The sequence below is a fragment of the Marinobacter denitrificans genome (assembly GCF_008795955.1).
Taxonomy (GTDB): Bacteria; Pseudomonadota; Gammaproteobacteria; order Pseudomonadales; family Oleiphilaceae; genus Marinobacter; species Marinobacter denitrificans.
This window is the reverse complement of the sequence record NZ_VMHN01000005.1, coordinates 124390-142917: the sequence shown is the minus strand read 5'-3', so window position 1 is coordinate 142917 and position 18528 is coordinate 124390. Positions and strand designations below refer to the sequence as shown.

Here is an 18528-nt window from a genome sequence, read left to right as displayed (position 1 = left end):
GGTCCCCCGTTTTTTAAATCAAGTGGGGCAAAAATACGGAGACACACTGTAATGAAGGTATTTGAGAGGCTATCTACGCTGGTTGTGGGACTTTTCCTGTCCCTTTTTGCATTCGCTGATGAGCCCGGGCGCATGGGAGAAGGCATGATGGGGGGCAACATGATGCAGGGCATGGGAGGTATGGGGCTATTCATGATGATTGTGATGATTCTTTTGGTTGTGCTCCTGATACTCGCGATTTTGGCACTGATTAAATATCTGAGGAATAAGTGATGAACCGGAGTAAAAGTGTCCATCGGCGAACAGTCCTTCAGGCTGTGGCGGGCACCGGCGTCCTTCTCACGCTGTCGCCGGGACTTCTGCTTACCGGGTGTGATGGAGAGGTAAAAACGAGTGGATCGAAAACGCTCGGCCTTGACTCCGATAAATACGATGTTGAACTGAATCTTTACGCCATGCCCGATTCGGTGCCCATACTTCCGGGCGCCCCCAGTGAAGTGTGGCGCTATAGGGCGGAATTGCTGAAAGGTCCAAAAAACACAGTCTCCGAAAATCCGGACAGTTACCTCGGCCCAACGATCCGGCTACGCCGCGGCCAAACCGTCAAAATCCATATTCACAATGAGCTGCCAGAGGACACCACCGTCCACTGGCACGGACTTCACGTGCCGTCCGACGTAGACGGACAGCCAAGACTACCGATCCGCCCAGGCGAGACAATGACTGTTGGCTTCGAGGTATTGGACCGGGCCGGACTGTTCTGGTACCACTCTCATGCCCACGGCAAGCAAGGTGGTCGCGTAGGATTTCAAAGTTACGCAGGGTTGGCCGGACTCCTGATCGTTGAAGACGAGGAAGAAGCGGACCTCAAATTGCCGTCGGGCGATAACGAGCTGCTGCTGGTGCTTCAGGACCGCACCTTTGCTGGTAACAATGAACTGGTTTACATGGGCCGTGGCATGGGGTCCATGATGGACCGTATGCACGGTTTTCTGGGGGATAGAGTGCTGGCTAACGGGGCGCCTCCAACCACCCGCAAGGTTGCCACCCGCCCCTACAGAATTCGAGTCCTCAATGGGTCCAACGCCCGCATCTACAAACTGGCCTGGAGCGACGGGCGACCTGTCACCGTTATCGGTGCAGACGGCGGCCTTCTTCAGGAACCGGAAGACAGGCCTTACGCCGTGCTGGCTCCGGCTCAGCGGCTTGATATATGGGTCGATCTTTCCGAGTTCCAGCCGGGTGATACGCTGGAGCTTATCAGTGACCGTTTCCGGGCAGGCATGATGAGCGGAGGTATGATGGACGGAATGGGCATGATGGGCAGCAACGCCCTGCCCCTTGGCAGCCGATTCCCCTTGGCCAGGCTGGAGGTGTCCAAGTCATTAAAGGCCAGCGAACCTTTACCGGCACAGCTAGGTGTGCAGCGGCAAAAAATACCGGTAAACAGCAATACGCGAATCCGGTCCTTCGAGTTAAGCCCGGTGATGATGCGGGGATTTGCCATGAATGGCCGGCGGTTTGACGGAATGAATGTTGCTGATGACGAAAAAGTCCGCCTTGGTGACACGGAAATCTGGGAATTCCACAACAGCACACCGATGCCTCACCCGATGCATATTCATGGCTTGCAATTCAACGTTGTAGGGCGACGAGGCGGCAACTCGGACAGTCTACAGCAGGGCCTGGTAGACAGTGGCTGGCACGACACGGTTCTGGTTATGCCTCGTGAAACGGTTCAGGTGGCGATGAAATTCGAGCGCTTTGACGGCCTTTACATCTACCACTGTCATAACATGGAACATGAGGATGCAGGGATGATGCGCTATTTTCAGGTGCAAAGCTAAGCGCTACCAGTCTCCTTGGTCTGCTCAACCGTTGTCACCGAGCCCGAATATCACCAGCTGTTCCCAGCCAAAGGTGAGTCCCGCGATGACCCCGAAGGCGCCAAACAACCACCAACGCCGTGGCCCTGTCAGCAAACCCACCGGTCCTCCTCTCATTATCGTCCCTCATTTTTACCGTGGTTGTTGGTTGCTCATTTCCACCGCTTATGCGGTAAACAGTTGCAGTTGAGCATTTTTGAGAAAATAACGTTGAAGCACGGTTTAAGGTCAAGACTTTTGTCAGAATGGTCAAAGTGAATTCACCTTGAGCCTTTGGATATCGATGGCGTTGTGTCATTGAAATAAAAACTGCTAGGATTTGGTGAACTGAAAGTCGAGCTGTGTGTCACAGCGTTGAACCTTTACAGCTTGGTGCTTGGAATCAGGATGACCGCAACAACCCGCCAATTTATTTCCGCGCTGCTATCACTGCTTCTGGTGATAAGCGGACCGGCATTGGCTATGTCCAAAATAGCGGACAGCGACGCGGACACTGCGATGCCGGATTGTGGTTCCATGATGATGGCTCAGGCTGAGAGCGCCGGCTCCTCAACAGACACTGAAGCGGATTGTGCCTCAGCCCCTGACATGGCCTGCCCGAGCGCCAGTGGGCTGATCAAATGCGGGGTCAGCGTCAGCGTTGCCCTGTTACCGGGGGATTCCATCGGTTTTACCGATACGGGCTCCCACCCGGTATTGACCGCACGATCAACCTTCTACCAGGATCCGTTCCTGGCTTCTATTACGCCCCCTCCAGAACACCACTCCTGAGTTTTAACCCGGATTTTTGCCTCTAGGAGGCAAGCTCTTTAACGTTAATTCTTACAACAAAGTCTCGTACTTCCGTCCATCCGTAACGAGACTTTAACTGGAGTAAATCAAATGCGTAATTCAAAAATCAACCTCACCGTAACCGCCGCCGTTCTGGCAGGCAGTGTTGCCCTCTTCTCTGCCGTTGCCCACGGCGAAGGAGCCGGCATGATGGCCGGACATTCCGAGCAAAATGGCATGATGTCCTCGCAAGGCATGGAGGGTATGGGCGGCATGATGGGGATGATGTCCGATATGTCCCCAGAAGACCGCAAAGCCATGACCGAAGCGTGCATGAAGATGATGCAGGCTCATGGTGGCGATGGCATGAAAGACAAAGACACCGGCACCAAATAACCATTTGGACACCCTCATGAACTGAAGCTATGGGCCGGGGACGCATGTGCATCCCCGCGCCCTGCACTACATGTAAGCGATTCCAACCGAGGATTTTCCATGAAGACCATGAAACTCGCCCTTTATACGGGTATAGCCGCTGTCGTTATCGGCGCTGGCACCACCTTGGCCATCCAGACCAACGAATCTGACCAGTCATCGGTTGCGCAAGCCGAGAGTGGAAAGACAGGTCAGGCCATCACCATTTACAAAAGCCCCAATTGCGGTTGCTGCCAGGACTGGGCCGAGCACCTCGCGGCCAATGGCTTTGAGACCCGCATCGTTGAAACCAACAACCTTAATGAAATCAAGCAAAAGTACGACGTACCCCGAGATATGGCGTCCTGCCACACTGCGCTGATCGGAAACCTGGTGATTGAGGGCCATGTGCCGGCCAATGACATCGTCGCCTACCTTGAGGACCCGCAGTTCAATACGATTGGGCTATCAGTGCCGGGCATGCCCCATGGCACCCCCGGCATGGAAACCGGCCGGAAGGACGATTATCAGGTCATCGCTTTTAACGCCAATGGCAAGCAGGGTGTTTTCCGTGAACACAAGGATTACTGAGGTCAGCCCCATGAAAGCGAAGGTTTACCGCCTGAATTCTGGCGTTTCCAGGCTTTTCCTGTTCGCGTTGATTGCCGTCATGCCGGGTCTGGTTCAAGCCCAGTCTGCGACTGATGGCCAAGCAGTGAAGGCGCTGACGACTGACGCCTCCGGCGCCCTACTGGTGCTTCGGAATAGCGGCCTGCTTGCCGTGGAAGGCCAGAGCACTACCGAGATCCCGCTGCCACCGTCCGATTCCGGCGCTCCCCCTCGGTCCATGGCAAAGGGCGCGGACGAAAGTCTGTACCTGGCAGGGCCTGGCCTTGGTATCTGGCGCTATGACAACGCCAGCAAGCGCTGGCAATCCCTCAATGACACCCTGCCGGATCTCGGAATCACGGCGATTGCCGCCCACGCCACCCAAGCCGAAACGCTTTACGTCTATCTCGGTGAAAGTGGCATGTTCCGATCCAGGGACGGCGGTGCCGAATGGGTGAAGGTAGACAGTGGCCCCCGGGAGCCGGTGCAGGCATTCCTGCACTCGGATATGCCGGGCAGTATGGAAAGTGGCTGGCTGTTCGCTGGCACCACCCGCGGCGTTGCCCGCTCCATGGACTGTTTCTGCTTCTGGGGCGATGCCGGCGAATTACGAGGGACTGTGACTGCTATTGATTACGATCCTTCTGCCCCGGAGAACGTCTACGCCGTGATCGAGGGGCAACTTCACCACAGTTCTGACGGCGGCGAAACCTGGGTTGGCCTTGAAATACCCCAGGCAATCACCGCTCTGACATTCTCACCCAAGGAAGGACTCGTGGTGGGCACGGAAAACGGAGACCTGCTTTCGCGGAACGCCTCTGGCGAATGGGTGCCTGTTCATGAATAAGTGGTTTGTCCCGCTGGTCTTGCTCGTTGCCCCGGCCCTTCTGATGGCCGGTGGCGCGCCACCAAACAGCGACAGCTTGCCGACCGAAGTGGCCAAGGGTCGCCAGATCTACGAGCAATACTGCGCCGCCTGCCACGGATGGCAGGGTGAAGGTGCGGCCAACTGGAACAAACCGGATGAGAAAGGCGAAATGCCCCCGCCACCACACGATGAGACCGGCCACACCTGGCGCCACAGTGATGCCATGCTGTTCAGGATGATTGCCGAGGGATGGCGGCATCCCTTCAACAAAACAGATCGGCTGGCTATGCCAGCATTTGAGGACACCCTCACCGACGAGGAAATTCAGTGGGTGATCGAGTACCTGAGAACACTATGGACAGACGACCAGCGCCGCTATCAACAGAACGAAAGTCAGGACATTAACCAGGCCGAGAGCCCCTCCTGACTTCTCACGGATACCAGACAACACTCCTTTAAATCTCGGTAACTCGAAAATGTCGTTGAAGCAGCACTTCAATAAATGGTCATGGTTATTCGGTATAGCCGGTTTCAGTCTGGTGGTCGCTGCAATTTTCGTGTTGCCGCAGTACCTGAAGCCTGATCTGGATGCCGGTGTCACTTTTTACGCCACCGAGGGATGCGCACCTTTTGAAGGTCAGTGTATCGGGCGAAAGGGCGATCAAACCATCACAGTCGGCTTAGGTAATGAAGCCATCGAATCGATGACAGAGATTCCCATTCGTGTGCGTCTCGATAACATGACAGCAGACTCCCTGATCGTGGATTTCGAAGGGCTTGAAATGTACATGGGCGTGGTCCGCACCCAGCTGCTACCGAATGCCCAGGGTGTTTACCAGGGAACCATTACCCTGCCGGAGTGCGGTACCGGCAAGATGCTATGGCGGTCGAGGGCCATCATCGACAACGGCACGTTCAAGGAAGGCATCAAATTTGATTTCTGGGCGGTTTAACGAACTGATAAAACTTAGGGGACTAAATGCCTGATCTTGCAACCTGGGGAATTGCCGCCGCGTTTGCCGGAGGTCTCGTGTCGTTTTTCTCACCCTGTACTTTACCCTTGGTTCCCGGCTACCTGTCGGTTGTTACCGGAGGCGCTCTGATTGAGGCTTCAAATCGGTTGAAGGCGTTCTGGCTGAGTCTTTGTTTCGTGATGGGGTTCAGTCTGGTATTCGTCGCCTTGGGTGCAAGCGCCAGTGTTCTTGGGCAATGGCTGATGGCTTATCGCGAAGAGGCCAACCTGGTGGCTGGCGTGCTCATCGTGTTAATGGGCCTGTTTATGTTGGGTTGGTGGAGCATGCCGGCGTTACAGCGGGACTGGCGCATTGGGCAGTCACTTGAAGGCGGGCGCCCCACTGCCGCCTTCCTCCTTGGCATCGCGTTTGCCATCGGCTGGACACCCTGTATAGGCCCCATACTCGGGGCCATATTGGCGCTCAGCTCCACGCATGCCAATGCTGAGGCGGGCATGCTGTATCTGGCGGCGTATTCGTTGGGGTTGGCTCTTCCTTTTCTCGGAACTGCCCTGTTTATTGAACACTTTCGGCAACGAGTACGCTGGTTCAGTCGCTGGAGTAGACTGCTGAGAGTGCTTGCTGGCTTGGTGCTCGTTGTAATGGGAGTAATGGTGCTCACCGGTCGGATGACACTCTTTGCGTCGTGGATGTTGTCGACGTTTCCGGTTCTCGGAAGGCTTGGGTGAGCTTCCTACAGCCAAACTACAGGGAACGGTCCATGGCTTCATACTCAAGTACTGCATATGAGCAGGTTTCATGAACAGAAGAGGCTCCGCCAATCATACTGTACGAAATGGTTGTGATTAGTTTGGAGGCTCCGGAGGAAAGCCCTGACTCGAATGTTCGCTTTTGTTTACGACTGAAGGAGCCTGATCGAAACCCGAAGGTGTTCATCAACCGGATCTGCCAGCGTCTGCAACATCCAGCGACCAAGGAGCCAAGTTACGCATTTAGATCTCAATACTCTCGGCTATCTCCAGAGCATCCTCAACCTCCACACCAAGGTACCGCACGGTGCTCGACATATTCGTGTGTCCCAACAGCAACTGAACGGCTCGAAGATTTTTGGTCTTCTTGTAGATCAATGTCGCTTTGCTGCGTCTCATTGAATGGGTTGCGTAGACTGAAGGGTCAAGTCCGATGCTGGTAATCCACTTTTTGACAAGACGGGCGTATTGGTGAGTAGTGATATGGTCGAACTTTCGCATCCGGCTCGGCCACAAATAATCCATACCCGAAAGTCCGCGCAACTCGATCCATGCCTCGACCGATTCGCGCGTCTTTTTGGTTATCTCAAACTGAACAGGCTGACTAGTCTTCTGCTGGATGACTTGCGCCCGGTCCAGAACCTCACCGTTTCTGGAAATATCTCGAACCAATAGCTTTACCAGATCACAGGATCGGAGTTTGCAGTCAATTGCCATGTTGAACATCGCCAGCTCGCGGATGTTCTCTGCAATCTCCAACCGAATCCGGATAGCCCATATTTGTTCGAGTTTGAGCGGCAGCTTCTGGCCAACGAGCTTTCCCTTGTTCCAGGGAGCTTTGCTGATAGGAAATGTCATGACGTGGCCCTCTTTGGAGGGTAAAGGCCTTTAAGTATGGTTCAGAATATTGTTTTCTGCTGGCCAGCCAGGTCGCAAAGCGAACGTTCAGGCAAATAGATTTTGGAATATGCGCAGTAGACGGGTAGGCACTCTGCGAATGATCGTGATAACCGGTAAAGACGTGATAGCAAGGTGCCAGGCCGAATCTTGGCACCTTGCTATCGGCGTTACTCACCAAGAGTTCGCTGTTTCCAGAGGTAAAAGAGCACAGGAATCACCAGCAGCGCCAGAATGACAGCGGAAATCATACCGCCCACCATAGGTGCCGCAATCCGGCCCATCACCTCCGACCCTGTACCGGTGCCAATCATAATGGGCACAAGCCCCCCGATAATGGCGGCCGCCGTCATCATGATTGGCCGAACCCGCATACCGGCACCGTGTAGTACGGCATGGCGGAGGGTTTCTCGCCTTGGCGTCAGCCCTTTGTCATCACACGTTTCCAGCATTGCGTTATAAGCCTGATTCAAATACACCAGCATGATCACCCCAATCTCTACCGCAACGCCGGCCAGCGCAATGAAACCGACACCGACGGCTACCGAAAAATTATAACCAAGCAGATACATCAGCCAGATAGCACCGATCATCGCAAACGGTAGCGTGCCCATAATAATCCCCACTTCGGCAAAACGGCGGAAGTTAAGAAACAGCAGGATGACGATGATGGCCAGCGTTAACGGCACCACATAGGTCAGTTTTTCCTTCGCACGGAGCATGTACTCATACTGACCAGACCAGTTGATTGAATAACCGGGAGGTAGATCCAGCTCTTCACTCACGGTAACCATGGCCTGTTCAACATAGGTGCCTACGTCGACACCCTCAATATCCACAAAGGTCCAGCCGTTCAGGCGGGCATTCTCACTCTTAATGGCCGGCGGGCCATCCTCCACGCCGATCTCCGCCACATCTGCCAGGGCAATGCGCTGGCCGGATGCGGTCACGATGGGCAGTTGCTCCAGCTTCTCGGGCGAATCCCGGTAGTCTTCCGGATAACGAAGATTAATGGGATACCGCTCAAGTCCCTCGATGGTTCTGGAAACGTTGATTCCACCAATAGCGGAGGCCACTACCTGCTGAACATCAGCGATATTCAGCCCATAACGAGCGGCACGCTCACGATCAATATCCACCTTGATGTAGCGGCCCCCAGCGACTCGCTCAGAGTAAACGGAGGCTGTACCGGGGATGTCGACCATGACTTCCTCAAGGCGTTTACCGATGTTCTGGATGACGGTAAGGTCCGGACCGGCAATCTTGATGCCCACCGGCGTTTTAATACCCGTTGCCAGCATATCGATGCGCGTGATGATCGGCATAACCCAGGCATTGGTTACCCCCGGGAACCGAATCAGAGTATTGAGCTCCTGCTTCAGCTTTTCGGTGGTCATGCCTTCCCGCCATTGATCCCTCGGCTTGAGCTGGATGAAGGTCTCGATCATCGTCAATGGAGCCGGATCGGTAGCGGTATCCGCCCGCCCCACTTTGCCGAACACGGTTTCGACTTCGGGTACGGTGGCAATCAGCTTGTCCGTTTGCTGCAACAGTTCCCGAGCCTTACCAATGGAGATGCCCGGGTAGGTGGTGGGCATGTACATCAGGTCGCCTTCATCCAGTGGCGGGATGAATTCACTGCCGATTTTGGTGGCTGGCCAAAGGCCCACAGCCAATGCCAGCAACGCAACAATAACCGTCGTTTTCGGGAAGCGTAACACCAGCTTCAGCACCGGCATATAAACGCCAACCAGCAGGCGGTTCACGGGGTTCTTGTGCTCCGGCAGCACCTTGCCGCGAATGAAATAGCCCATCAGCACCGGCACCAGCGTCACCGCCAGGGCCGCACTCGCCGCCATGGCGTAGGTTTTGGTGAACGCCAGGGGAGAAAACATCCGCCCTTCCTGCGCCTCCAGGGCAAACACCGGCACAAAACTGACGGTAATGATCAGGAGCGAGAAAAACAGCGCGGGCCCGACCTCAGAGGCTGACCGTGCAACGACTTCCCATCGGTTCTCAGACGTTAACGGGGTTCGCTCCATGTGTTTGTGCATGTTCTCGATCATTACAATAGCACCATCAATCATGGCGCCGATAGCGATGGCAATCCCCCCGAGTGACATGATGTTGGCATTGATGCCTTGCCAGTGCATGACGATAAAGGCCGCCAGAATACCCACGGGAAGGCTGAGAATCGCCACCAGCGACGAGCGCACGTGGAACAGGAAGACGATGCACACCAGGCCCACCACCAGAAACTCTTCAAGCAGCTTGAAGCCGAGATTATTGACCGCCCGCTCAATCAGACCAGAGCGATCGTAAACCGTCACCACCTCGACGCCTTCAGGCAAACTGGATTTCAGGTCTTCCAGTTTCGCCTTCACGCCATTAATGGTTGCCTGAGCGTTCTCACCAAAGCGCATCACCACAACACCGCCGACGGTTTCACCTTCCCCATTCAGTTCGGCAACCCCACGCCGCATCTGCGGGCCAACTTCAACGGTGGCCACATCTTTCAGCAATATGGGGGTACCGTTGTCATCGAGTCCTAATGGAATCGACAGAAGATCCTCACGGGACTTTATATAGCCAGACGTGCGCACCATGTATTCCGCCTCGGCCATCTCGATGACGGAGGCGCCCACTTCCTGGTTGCCTCTCTTAATGGCGTTCTGGATGTGAGCCAGAGGAATTCCCAGCGCCCTGAGCTTTTCCGGGCTGACCTTGACCTGGTACTGCTTCACCATACCGCCTAGCGCAGCCACCTCAGAGACACCCGGCACCGTTTGCAGTTCGTACTTCAGGAACCAGTCCTGCAGGCTGCGCAACTGGCTTAGGTCCTGGTTCCCAGTGCGGTCTACCAGCGCATACAGGTAAACCCAGCCAACTCCGGTAGCGTCTGGCCCGAGCTGAGGCCTTGCAGAGTCTGGAAGGCTGGGCGCAACCTGGGACAGGTATTCCAGCACCCGGGAGCGGGCCCAGTACATGTCGGTGTCTTCATCGAAGATCACGTAAACATAGGAGTCACCGAAGAACGAGTATCCCCTGACCGTTTTCGCGCCCGGTACCGAGAGCATGGCTGTCGTCATCGGGTAGGTCACTTGGTCTTCCACCACCTGCGGCGCCTGGCCCGGGAAACTGGTTTTGATAATGACCTGCACATCGGACAGATCCGGCAGAGCATCCACCGGCGTTTGTTTCAGCGAATAAAGGCCGAGCCCTGTGATAAGCAACGTCGCCAGCAACACCAGGAAGCGGTTACGAATAGACCAGTGAATAATAGCGGCAATCATGACTCGCCCCCGCCATGGCTCATGGTGCTGTGATCCATGCCTTCATGATCCATCCCCTGCTCATCCATATCCTGAGGGGATGACATCCGTTGGAAGTCCGAGGTTTTGCTGGATTCCGAATCGATCAGGAACTGGGCGGATGTGACCACCGTGTCGCCTGGCGAGAGGCCATTGAGTATTTCCGCATACTTGTCGCCGACGCGCCCAACGGTCACGTTAACCGACTTGAAGGCGCCCTCTTCCATCGCCAGAACCAGTCGGTCGCTCTGTCCGGTGCGGATGACCGACTCCCGTGGCACCAGAAACTGCCGCTGTCCCCGTTCGCCCTGAACATCCAGGCGAGCGAACATGCCTGGCATCAGGACACCATCATCGTTATCAAAGCGCATCCGCACTTGCGCCGTCCGGGTTTTCGGGTTCACTTCGGGGTAGACGTAATCCACGTTTCCGCGCCACTCGCGACCGGGCATGTAATCCAGTGTCATCTGCACCCGGTTACCAGCCTCTACGGCGGAAAGCTGGCTTTCAAACACTTCGCCGATCACCCAGACCTCATCCAGCGCGGCAATCGATAAAACCCGGTTTCCGGGCTTGATGAACATACCCTCACGAACATTCAGATTCTCGATCACCCCGGAACCCGGAGCGTAAACCGTCATGGTTCTCTGCACTTCGCGGTTTTGGCGCAGTTGGCTGATCAGACTAGCCGGTACGTTCAGCGCCAACAATCGCTCGGTAGCAGCATCAACCAGTCTCTGATTGCCACGGTTCATCGCGAGAAGCAGTTCTTCCTGCGCATTCACAAGGGTGGGCGAGTAAAGCGTGTACAAAGGCTTGCCTTGCTCAACAGGCTCGCCCTCGGCTTTGACATAAAGCGCTTCGATCCAGCCTTCAACACGAGGGTGCACATGGGCCATCTCGTCTTCGTTGTACTGCACGTAGCCTACGGTAGTAATGTTGTTAGGCAGGCGCCCCTGAATCACCGGCTCCGTTCGAACCCCAAGGTTGTTGACGACCGTTGGTGAAATTCGGACCGTGCCGGCTGGATCCTCAGCTGACCCACCCTCCTCGAATACCGGGATTAGATCCATCCCCATCGGGGATTTTCCGGGTTTGTCACTTTTGAAATTGGGGTCCATCGGGGCTACCCAATACAGCGGCTCCTTTGGGCCAGAAGCGGCCATTTCAGCTGCAGGCGTCGAAGTCGCGTCAGTGTCAAGCCAGTACGTGGCCCCTGCACCGGCGAGGCCGCCGAGCAATACAAAGCCCAAAGGGCGAGCAAAATTAGCCATGATGGTCAGTCCTGGTAACGATTCAGTGAAAAGGAAGGTATGTCGGAAGTGTCGGACGTCAGATAACGGAAACTCGCCAGATTTTTGGCCCGCTCGGCCATCATCTGTATCAATTCAACCTGGGTATTAAGCTCTGCAATTCGCGCTCGTACCGCTTCGGCGAAGTCGCCGTCATCGTTGTTGTAAGCAGTCAATGCTGCGCTTGCCTGCGCCTCCATTTGCGGCAGCAGGGTCTGTTCGTAGAGCTCTATGCGGTCATCCAGTCGTTCGATCCGGGCCACGGCCGCACGGGCTTTGGCCTGAAGTCCCCGGATCTGCAAAATACGTTCTGTTTTTGCCGCCTCCAGTCGCGCCACTGATGCATTCAGTTTTCGATCCTGCCGGTTGCCTGTAAAGATCGGGAGATCAAAGCCAATGCCTACAGAGAACAGGTCGGCCCTGTCCTGACCGTTTGGTGCCCGCTCCCTGTATCCATATTGTGCAGATACTGACCATTCCGGCTTGTAGGCCTGGCGAGCCAGGTCAACGTCAACACTCTGGGCATCAATCAGCTGATCAGTCGCGCGGATTGACGGATGACGGATCAGTGCCTCTGCGGATGTTTCAGCCCAGCCCAGAGGAAACACTCTCAGCAACTCGTTGGGTACATCTTTACTGACAGCCAGCTTGGCTTGGTCCGGGCCTATCCACTCTGCCAGCGCCTCGCGGTTCGATGCCTGTTGCAAATGCAGCACCGTCAGCCGGTCCTCAAGTCGCGTCAGTTCCAGCGAGGCACGGATTACATCCTGCTGCCTGGAACCTATGCTTGCTGAGGTATACCCGGCCTCGGCGACATCCTCTAACTGCTGAAACAGAGCACGATTATCTTCAATCAGTTCGATGCTTTGCTGGGTTCGCCAGACCTCAAGCCAGAGATGCGCTACCGATTCCATGACCTGCGCCCGGCGGTTCTCGCGCCGAAAAGGCTGAACGCCTGCCATTTCCTGCTTTTTTTCACTGGCCAGCTGACGGCTATCACCTCGCGGAATTCGCTGGGTAAATCCAATGGTGGCCTGAGTCATTGCCTCCTGTCCGGTATCGAAAGTATCCGTGGGCAAATTCGCGGCACCAAGCGTCATCCGGGGGTCCGGGAGTGCCCCATCGGCAACAGCTTCTTCCAACAGAGCATCTTGCATCTGCACACTCTGACGCAGCCACGGATCGTTCTCGATGGCCGCATCAATCGCGCCGGTTAACTCAAGTCTGGGTGCCGTCCAAGCGGGCAAACTGGTCAAAACCAAAGCACCGAGAAAGGCCGGCTTTATAAGGTGAGGAAGAATGGACAATGTTATATCTCCATTGAAATGTTTCTGAATCGCAATCTTATAGCGCTTATCTGAAACCAAACTGAATTGCAGAACGAAAATGCACAATTTGATTTATATCAAGATACTGTTATTCCTGAAAAAAGTTACTTTATTTTAAATTGTTTTGTTTCTTTCAGGATCAATTCAGAAACCGATGTTTTAATTAACTCATCAACCAACTAGGAGGTGTAAAAATGAAAAATTTACTTATATTTGCAGCAGCAGTTACTGTTTCAACGTCCGTACTCGCCGGCAACATGTCAGACAATAAGGACATGAAGGCCATGCACAGCCAAATGATGGAAAAATCATCCATTGAAGAAATACTTAAGAATGAAGAGATGCAGCGCTTACACAGAGACATGACACGTAATGCGATGTCCGAAGGGGGCTTTGAGGCTCGCGTGCAAATGATGACGAAAGAAGGCCGGGCTTATCACAAAGCTCTGAAACAAAGGCAAAAAAATACCGCAGGGTAATCCCTGCGGTAAAGTCAACTCGTGGAGACGCAAGCGTCGGCTGGCTCGGGCTTCGAGCAGTCGACGTCCTGATCACGCTCAAGTAAATCACAGAAAACTGAAACTGAACTGAATTTCTTGAACGGTTTAAGGTAATTAAGGAGAGCATCATGAAAAAAATCATTATCGCTGCCGCAGCTGCCACTTTATTTTCTACAATGGCCACTGCCAATTCAGGATTGGCCGATCGAATTAATGAAGCGCGCACTTACCCGAACAAAACAGCCGACGCAAAAACCAGAATGATGACCTGCATGAAAGACATGCAATCTCAAAAAGATATGAAGGGGTCCAATATCAATAAACAAGAAATAAGATCAGGAAGCAATACACGTCACAATCATACTTAAACAAATACAGAAAGTCAGATTAAAATCAATAGTCGACTGTCTCTTAGAACGACAGTCGACTATTTATTCAATTTGGGTAAGCGGATTAAATGGTTGATCTTACCTTTGCATGAGAGTGAGACAGACCGGCATCTCATCGGATTATCTGGTTGATGCTTCACCTACTGCTGGTGCATGTTTCCTTCGCTAATTCCAGCAAGAACCCCACACGCCTCAACTTCCCGGTCATCGTTGCAACTCGCTCTCAGTGAAACGAGTTGTTTCTCAAGCGCTTGCAGAGCGGTTATCTGCGACCGCACATGAGAGATGTGATCATCGAGCAAGGCGTTGACGGCGGTACAAGGCTGATGAGGGTCGTCCTGATAGCTCTGTAGTTCCTGAATCTCAGCCAGTGACAGGCCCAGGATTCTGCAGCGACGGATGAAGGCCAGCCCCTCACCATGCTTCTCGGTATAGACACGGTAACCGTTGTCCTGCCGATCAGGCGGCGGCAACAAGCCCTGCTGTTCATAGAAGCGGATCGTCTGTGTTTCGACCCCTACCAACTGCGCCAACTGACCAATGCGCATCAGCCTCCTCCCCAACGGATTCTTTACTCTATTGACCTTATAGTAGCTTTATAGTTTTAAATGGTACCACAACATTGTTCAAGTGGAGTCGTATCATGAGCAAATCCTGTGGTGGCGCCTGTGGCGGTGATGCAACGTCCGCAGCGGATACCGATATACAGGCCTCCTCCGAGGCGCCAGGGAGATGGGTCAGTGTTTATGCCGTGCCGAAGATGGACTGTCCATCAGAAGAACGAATGATTCGCCTAGCCCTGAACGGCTTTGAGGAGATTCGGGCGCTGTCCTTCGACTTGTCGAACCGCCGGCTGAAGGTCGTGCATGACGGCGAGGTCGAGCCCGTCACCTCGAAACTGAAGACCTTGGGGCTAGGCGCCTCGCTTCAGGAAACCGTCGCTGCAAATCCGGAGACCATCAAGGCCGCCGAGTTTTCGGCAGCTTCTGCTAAGCAAGAATCCGGGACCCTGCGCTGGTTGCTCGGCATCAATGCACTTCTGTTCGTGGTGGAAATGACTGCCGGTCTGATCGCCCAGTCCACCGGCCTGATTGGAGAATCCCTGGACAATTTTGCCGATGCGGCGGTGTACGGGCTTGCCCTTTATGCGGTTGGACATAGCGTGAAAATGCAGGTACGTGCCGCGCATCTTGCTGGTGTACTGCAACTGATCTTGGCTGTGGGCGTGCTCGTAGAGGTGGTGAGACGCTTTGTATTCGGTAGTGAGCCTGAATCGCTGGTGATGATGGCTATCGCATTCGTCGCATTGATTGCCAATACCAGTTGTCTGCTGCTCATATCCAAACATCGGGAAGGCGGGGCGCACATGAAGGCAAGCTGGATATTCTCGGCCAACGACGTGGTGATCAACCTGGGGGTCATCACCGCCGGCGCCCTGGTCGCGTGGACCGGTTCCAATTATCCGGATCTGATTATCGGCACCATCGCGGGGGGCATTGTACTTAACGGTGCCAGACGCATTTTGGCGTTGAAGGGTTAAATAATGCTCATTATTGGCAAAAAGCTCTCGCCGTATGCCCTATTGTCCATATCGGGCCTGCTGGCAGCGTCTGATCAGGCTGTAAAGTGGCTGGTGCAGCAATCAATGGCCTATGGCGAGTATGTTTCGGTGACCCCGTTCTTTAACTGGGTGCACCTATGGAACACCGGTGCCGCATTCAGTCTTTTTGCGAATGGTGGAGGCTGGCAGCGCTACTTATTTATCGGAATCGCGGTAGTGGTCTCGATTTTTCTGATCAAGCTGATCCTTGAAAATCGTCATAAAGGAGAAGCCATCGCTTACAGTCTTATCCTCGGTGGCGCCATGGGCAACCTGATTGACCGGGTCTTTCGCGGCTATGTTGTGGATTCCTTTGATTTTAAAGCGTCGATCCATGAGCGGTTCCTTTGCGAAAAAGCCAGTGTCAGAACAGGGTACTAATGGGCCTCAAGGGATATCTGATGGCCTATGCCGCTCAGCGCGATCTCATCAACCACATCGAGGGATTCCGGGTCGAGCACCCAAAGCTTGTTCTCTGCCCGACTGGTCACCAGTAGCTGGCCATCGTAGGGAGAGACCGCAAGATGATAGGGCGCAGGAGCCAGCGGCCTGGTGTGGCGGGCGCCGCTGGCTAGCTCAATCCGGACCACCTGGTTGCCGCCCTGGCTGGTGGCATAGAGGGTCTGGCCATCTGCGCTCAAGCCAACGCCATGGGGCGCCTCCCCAACCTCGTACCGGTTCGCCACCCCGCCTTTGGCAAGCTCAAGGACAAGAACCTGGCCGGATGCAGCATCATTCACGTAGAGCCGCTGGTTGCCGGGGGCAAGCACCATATGCTCTGGGTTGCCGCCAACTCGCAAATTGCGCTCGACGAACCAGTACTCGGTATCCACTTCGCTGACCGTGCCATTACCGGTATTGCTGACCAGAAGGGATTGGCCGTCGTCGGTTTGCACCAGATAGTTGGGGGCCGGCCCCGTCGCCACAGTTTTGACCAACTGACCGGAATCCAGATCCACAACGCTGATACTGCCACTAGTAGGATGCGTGGAAACGGCATAGCGACCGTTGGAAGTCACCAGCACATGGTGCACCGGCCCCGGCACTTCCAGTTTGCGGTCAATCGTCTTTGTGGCCGTGTTCACCAAATAGAGCAGCCCGGTACTCCCTGCTTCCAATTCAGTAGACTTCCCGCCCCCATGATGAGCGGCGTGTTCATCTTCTGAAACGCCTTCGGGGCGACTAACCGGCTCCTGACGATCATGCGCCGACAAACTACCCACCACCAGATGCCGGCCATCCGGGGTCAGTGCCGAACCGTGGGTATTCAGTGTGCCGCCAATGGACGACGTCACCTTGCGGTTTTCCAGATCAATAACGCCGACGGCATCCGCTGTGCCCATGGGAACAAATGCCCGGTTTGTGTCTGCGGCCACCATCAGCGAAAAACTCATAGCGACACTGGCCGTAATTCCAGCAATCCACTTCTTGCGCAACGAATGTTTCATAGCGTGCCCTTTTTGGTCAGAGGGTTTCAGTAAGATTTCCTCGCCCGGTAAGCAAGATCCCGAACAGGCATGGTCATTACTTGGCAGTCCATCACACCAAGCTGAAACAGGCCTGAAAACAGTTGCGAAACATGCATCCGTTTGACCAGAATCAAGGTGGAACGATTCACAATAACCTTGGACGACCAATGCAAGACGTGCCCCAGGAAAACCAGCGAACAACCAAAACCCAAGCCGACCAGCTCAACCGGCAGTGTTACTGCATCACCCTTGACCGAAAAGCGCTCACTGACAGCCTCCGGAAGCAGTTTTCAGACACTGGGAACGAGGCGCCGGCCACTCCCGAGATCCATCATCTCTTTTCAAACACGCCGGTTTTTGTTCCCCAGGCTGACATCGCGACGATGGAGCGGATTGTTCAGGCGATCGAATCCGCAGCCGAGCTTCCGCCCTATAAGGAAAGAGCTCTGTCCTGGGCGCCGGACATCGCCAGTTTTGATCCAGGCCCCATCGGGGCCTTCATGGGCTATGACTTTCACCTGGGCGAGAACGGGCCTCAGCTGATCGAAATCAACACCAACGCCGGCGGCGCATTTCTGAACACGGTATTGGCCCGGGCTCAACACCGATGCTGTGACCCGTCCCAGCAGACCGCTGGCACCAACCGTGCATTGGATGGGTTCGAGGACGCGGTGTTTGCCATGTTCCAGCAGGAGTGGGAACGGCAAGGTGGCGACTCGACGCCCGGTTGGCTGGCCATTGTGGACGATGCCCCAGAATCCCAGTTTATGTTCCCGGAATTCCAACTGGCCCAGCAGTTATTCCAGGCCAGAGGCATAGAGACCTTGATCCTCGACCCATCGGAGCTTGAGTATGTTGATGGTGCCCTGAGCGCCCACGGCAAGCCTATTGACATGGTGTACAACCGCCTGGTGGATTTTGCCTTGGAGGCCCCGGCTCTTGGGGCGCTGAGGCGCGCCTACCTCGACGGCGCGGCGGTCGTCACGCCCAATCCACGCGCCCATGCGCTGATGGCCGACAAACGGAACCTGATCCTGCTATCTGATGCCCAAACCCTGCGCGACTGGGGCCTGAGTGAAACCGAGGCAGGATTTCTGGATAGAGCTGTACCGAAGACCCGGCTGGTTTCAGCAAGTGATGAGGCGGAGTTGTGGAGCAACCGGCGTAAACTGTTTTTCAAACCGGTAGCGGGCCATGGCAGCAAGGGCGTCTATCGGGGCGAAAAACTAACCCGCCGCGTTTTCGAAGAGATCCTGAAGGGTGATTACATCGCGCAGAACTTCGTTCCCGCCGGAGAACGCACCCTGAGAGTGGATGGCACGGTCACCACCAGAAAGGTCGATATCCGTTTGTACACCTATGCCGGGCAACATCTGCTTGCCGCTGCCCGTGTGTACCAGGGCCAGGCCACCAACTTTCGAACGCCGGGAGGTGGCTTTGCGCCCGTCTTTGAGGTGTGAAGGTGAGCCTC

Annotated in this window: 20 protein-coding genes and 1 pseudogene; 14 read left to right on the top strand and 7 right to left on the bottom strand. The window is 54.9% G+C overall.

Features of this window, described 5'->3' with window-relative positions:
* Nucleotides 1–51 precede the first annotated feature (51 nt).
* Both FO268_RS15385 and FO268_RS15380 read left to right on the top strand, forming a co-directional pair.
* The gene (locus tag FO268_RS15385; RefSeq protein ID WP_150994168.1) at nt 52–273 is read left to right on the top strand and encodes a hypothetical protein; all 222 of its coding nucleotides are present in this window, start codon (nt 52–54) and stop codon (nt 271–273) included.
* Nucleotides 273–1847, top strand: a complete 1575-nt coding sequence (locus tag FO268_RS15380; RefSeq protein WP_150994167.1) for a multicopper oxidase family protein — start codon at nt 273–275, stop codon at nt 1845–1847. The genes FO268_RS15385 and FO268_RS15380 overlap by 1 nt, the downstream gene beginning before the upstream one ends.
* Nucleotides 1848–1871: 24 nt before the next feature.
* Here the strand turns inward: FO268_RS15380 and FO268_RS23230 are convergent, their stop codons facing one another.
* The gene (locus FO268_RS23230; RefSeq protein ID WP_263645069.1) at nt 1872–2003 is read right to left on the bottom strand and encodes a hypothetical protein; all 132 of its coding nucleotides are present in this window, start codon (nt 2001–2003) and stop codon (nt 1872–1874) included.
* Between the two features lie 270 nt (nt 2004–2273).
* Between FO268_RS23230 and FO268_RS15375 the strand changes: the two genes are divergently transcribed.
* The 7 genes from FO268_RS15375 (at nt 2274) to FO268_RS15345 (ending at nt 6250) form a co-directional block, all read left to right on the top strand.
* A complete protein-coding gene (locus FO268_RS15375) occupies nt 2274–2657 on the top strand; it encodes a hypothetical protein (RefSeq protein WP_008173725.1) in 384 nt (127 codons plus the stop codon).
* Between the two features lie 111 nt (nt 2658–2768).
* Complete coding sequence (locus FO268_RS15370) at nt 2769–3053, top strand: hypothetical protein (RefSeq protein ID WP_008173724.1); 285 nt, start codon at nt 2769–2771, stop codon at nt 3051–3053.
* Between the two features lie 99 nt (nt 3054–3152).
* Entirely contained in the window at nt 3153–3662 is a 510-nt protein-coding gene (locus tag FO268_RS15365; protein WP_008173723.1) for a DUF411 domain-containing protein, read from the top strand.
* 10 nt (nt 3663–3672) lie between these two features.
* On the top strand, nt 3673–4527 hold the full coding sequence (locus tag FO268_RS15360; RefSeq protein WP_150994166.1) for a WD40/YVTN/BNR-like repeat-containing protein: 855 nt from the start codon (nt 3673–3675) through the stop codon (nt 4525–4527).
* On the top strand, nt 4520–4975 hold the full coding sequence (locus tag FO268_RS15355; protein ID WP_011784882.1) for a c-type cytochrome: 456 nt from the start codon (nt 4520–4522) through the stop codon (nt 4973–4975). Before FO268_RS15360 ends, FO268_RS15355 begins: the two co-directional genes overlap by 8 nt.
* A 49-nt stretch (nt 4976–5024) precedes the next feature.
* Nucleotides 5025–5501: a hypothetical protein gene (locus FO268_RS15350; RefSeq protein ID WP_150994165.1), complete on the top strand. Its 477-nt coding sequence runs from the start codon at nt 5025–5027 to the stop codon at nt 5499–5501.
* 26 nt (nt 5502–5527) lie between these two features.
* The gene (locus FO268_RS15345; RefSeq protein WP_150994164.1) at nt 5528–6250 is read left to right on the top strand and encodes a cytochrome c biogenesis CcdA family protein; all 723 of its coding nucleotides are present in this window, start codon (nt 5528–5530) and stop codon (nt 6248–6250) included.
* A gap of 264 nt (nt 6251–6514) precedes the next feature.
* On the opposite strand, the gene FO268_RS15340 is transcribed toward FO268_RS15345, so the two are convergent.
* From FO268_RS15340 to FO268_RS15325, 4 genes are all read right to left on the bottom strand, one after another.
* The gene (locus tag FO268_RS15340; protein ID WP_149600559.1) at nt 6515–7129 is read right to left on the bottom strand and encodes a tyrosine-type recombinase/integrase; all 615 of its coding nucleotides are present in this window, start codon (nt 7127–7129) and stop codon (nt 6515–6517) included.
* A 209-nt stretch (nt 7130–7338) separates the two neighbouring features.
* On the bottom strand, nt 7339–10461 hold the full coding sequence (locus FO268_RS15335; RefSeq protein WP_022990635.1) for an efflux RND transporter permease subunit: 3123 nt from the start codon (nt 10459–10461) through the stop codon (nt 7339–7341).
* On the bottom strand, nt 10458–11753 hold the full coding sequence (locus FO268_RS15330; RefSeq protein ID WP_150994163.1) for an efflux RND transporter periplasmic adaptor subunit: 1296 nt from the start codon (nt 11751–11753) through the stop codon (nt 10458–10460). The genes FO268_RS15335 and FO268_RS15330 overlap by 4 nt, the downstream gene beginning before the upstream one ends.
* Nucleotides 11754–11758: 5 nt before the next feature.
* Nucleotides 11759–13027, bottom strand: a complete 1269-nt coding sequence (locus tag FO268_RS15325; RefSeq protein ID WP_225316762.1) for a TolC family protein — start codon at nt 13025–13027, stop codon at nt 11759–11761.
* Nucleotides 13028–13293: 266 nt separating this feature from the next.
* On the opposite strand from FO268_RS15325, the gene FO268_RS15320 reads away from it, so the two are divergent.
* Nucleotides 13294–13578, top strand: coding sequence for a hypothetical protein (locus tag FO268_RS15320; protein WP_150994161.1), 285 nt, complete (start codon nt 13294–13296; stop codon nt 13576–13578).
* A gap of 149 nt (nt 13579–13727) precedes the next feature.
* Nucleotides 13728–13967, top strand: a complete 240-nt coding sequence (locus tag FO268_RS22850) for a hypothetical protein (protein WP_191966975.1) — start codon at nt 13728–13730, stop codon at nt 13965–13967.
* 161 nt (nt 13968–14128) lie between these two features.
* Here FO268_RS22850 and cadR read toward each other — a convergent pair whose 3' ends face one another.
* Nucleotides 14129–14536, bottom strand: coding sequence for a Cd(II)/Pb(II)-responsive transcriptional regulator (cadR, locus tag FO268_RS15315; protein ID WP_068812297.1), 408 nt, complete (start codon nt 14534–14536; stop codon nt 14129–14131).
* Nucleotides 14537–14631: 95 nt separating this feature from the next.
* Here cadR and FO268_RS15310 point away from each other — a divergent pair, with 95 nt between their 5' ends.
* Both FO268_RS15310 and lspA read left to right on the top strand, forming a co-directional pair.
* Nucleotides 14632–15528: a cation transporter gene (locus FO268_RS15310; protein WP_004574643.1), complete on the top strand. Its 897-nt coding sequence runs from the start codon at nt 14632–14634 to the stop codon at nt 15526–15528.
* A 3-nt stretch (nt 15529–15531) separates the two neighbouring features.
* A pseudogene (lspA, locus tag FO268_RS15305) lies at nt 15532–15909 on the top strand (signal peptidase II); the annotation flags it as partial.
* Between the two features lie 56 nt (nt 15910–15965).
* On the opposite strand, the gene FO268_RS15300 reads toward lspA, so the two are convergent.
* Nucleotides 15966–17036 (bottom strand): YncE family protein, encoded by a 1071-nt coding sequence (locus tag FO268_RS15300; RefSeq protein ID WP_150994159.1) that lies wholly within the window; start codon nt 17034–17036, stop codon nt 15966–15968.
* Between the two features lie 188 nt (nt 17037–17224).
* On the opposite strand from FO268_RS15300, the gene FO268_RS15295 reads away from it, so the two are divergent.
* Nucleotides 17225–18517 carry an ATP-grasp domain-containing protein gene (locus FO268_RS15295; protein WP_150994158.1) on the top strand — a complete coding sequence of 431 codons (1293 nt, stop codon included), beginning with the start codon at nt 17225–17227 and terminating at the stop codon, nt 18515–18517.
* Nucleotides 18518–18528 lie beyond the last annotated feature (11 nt).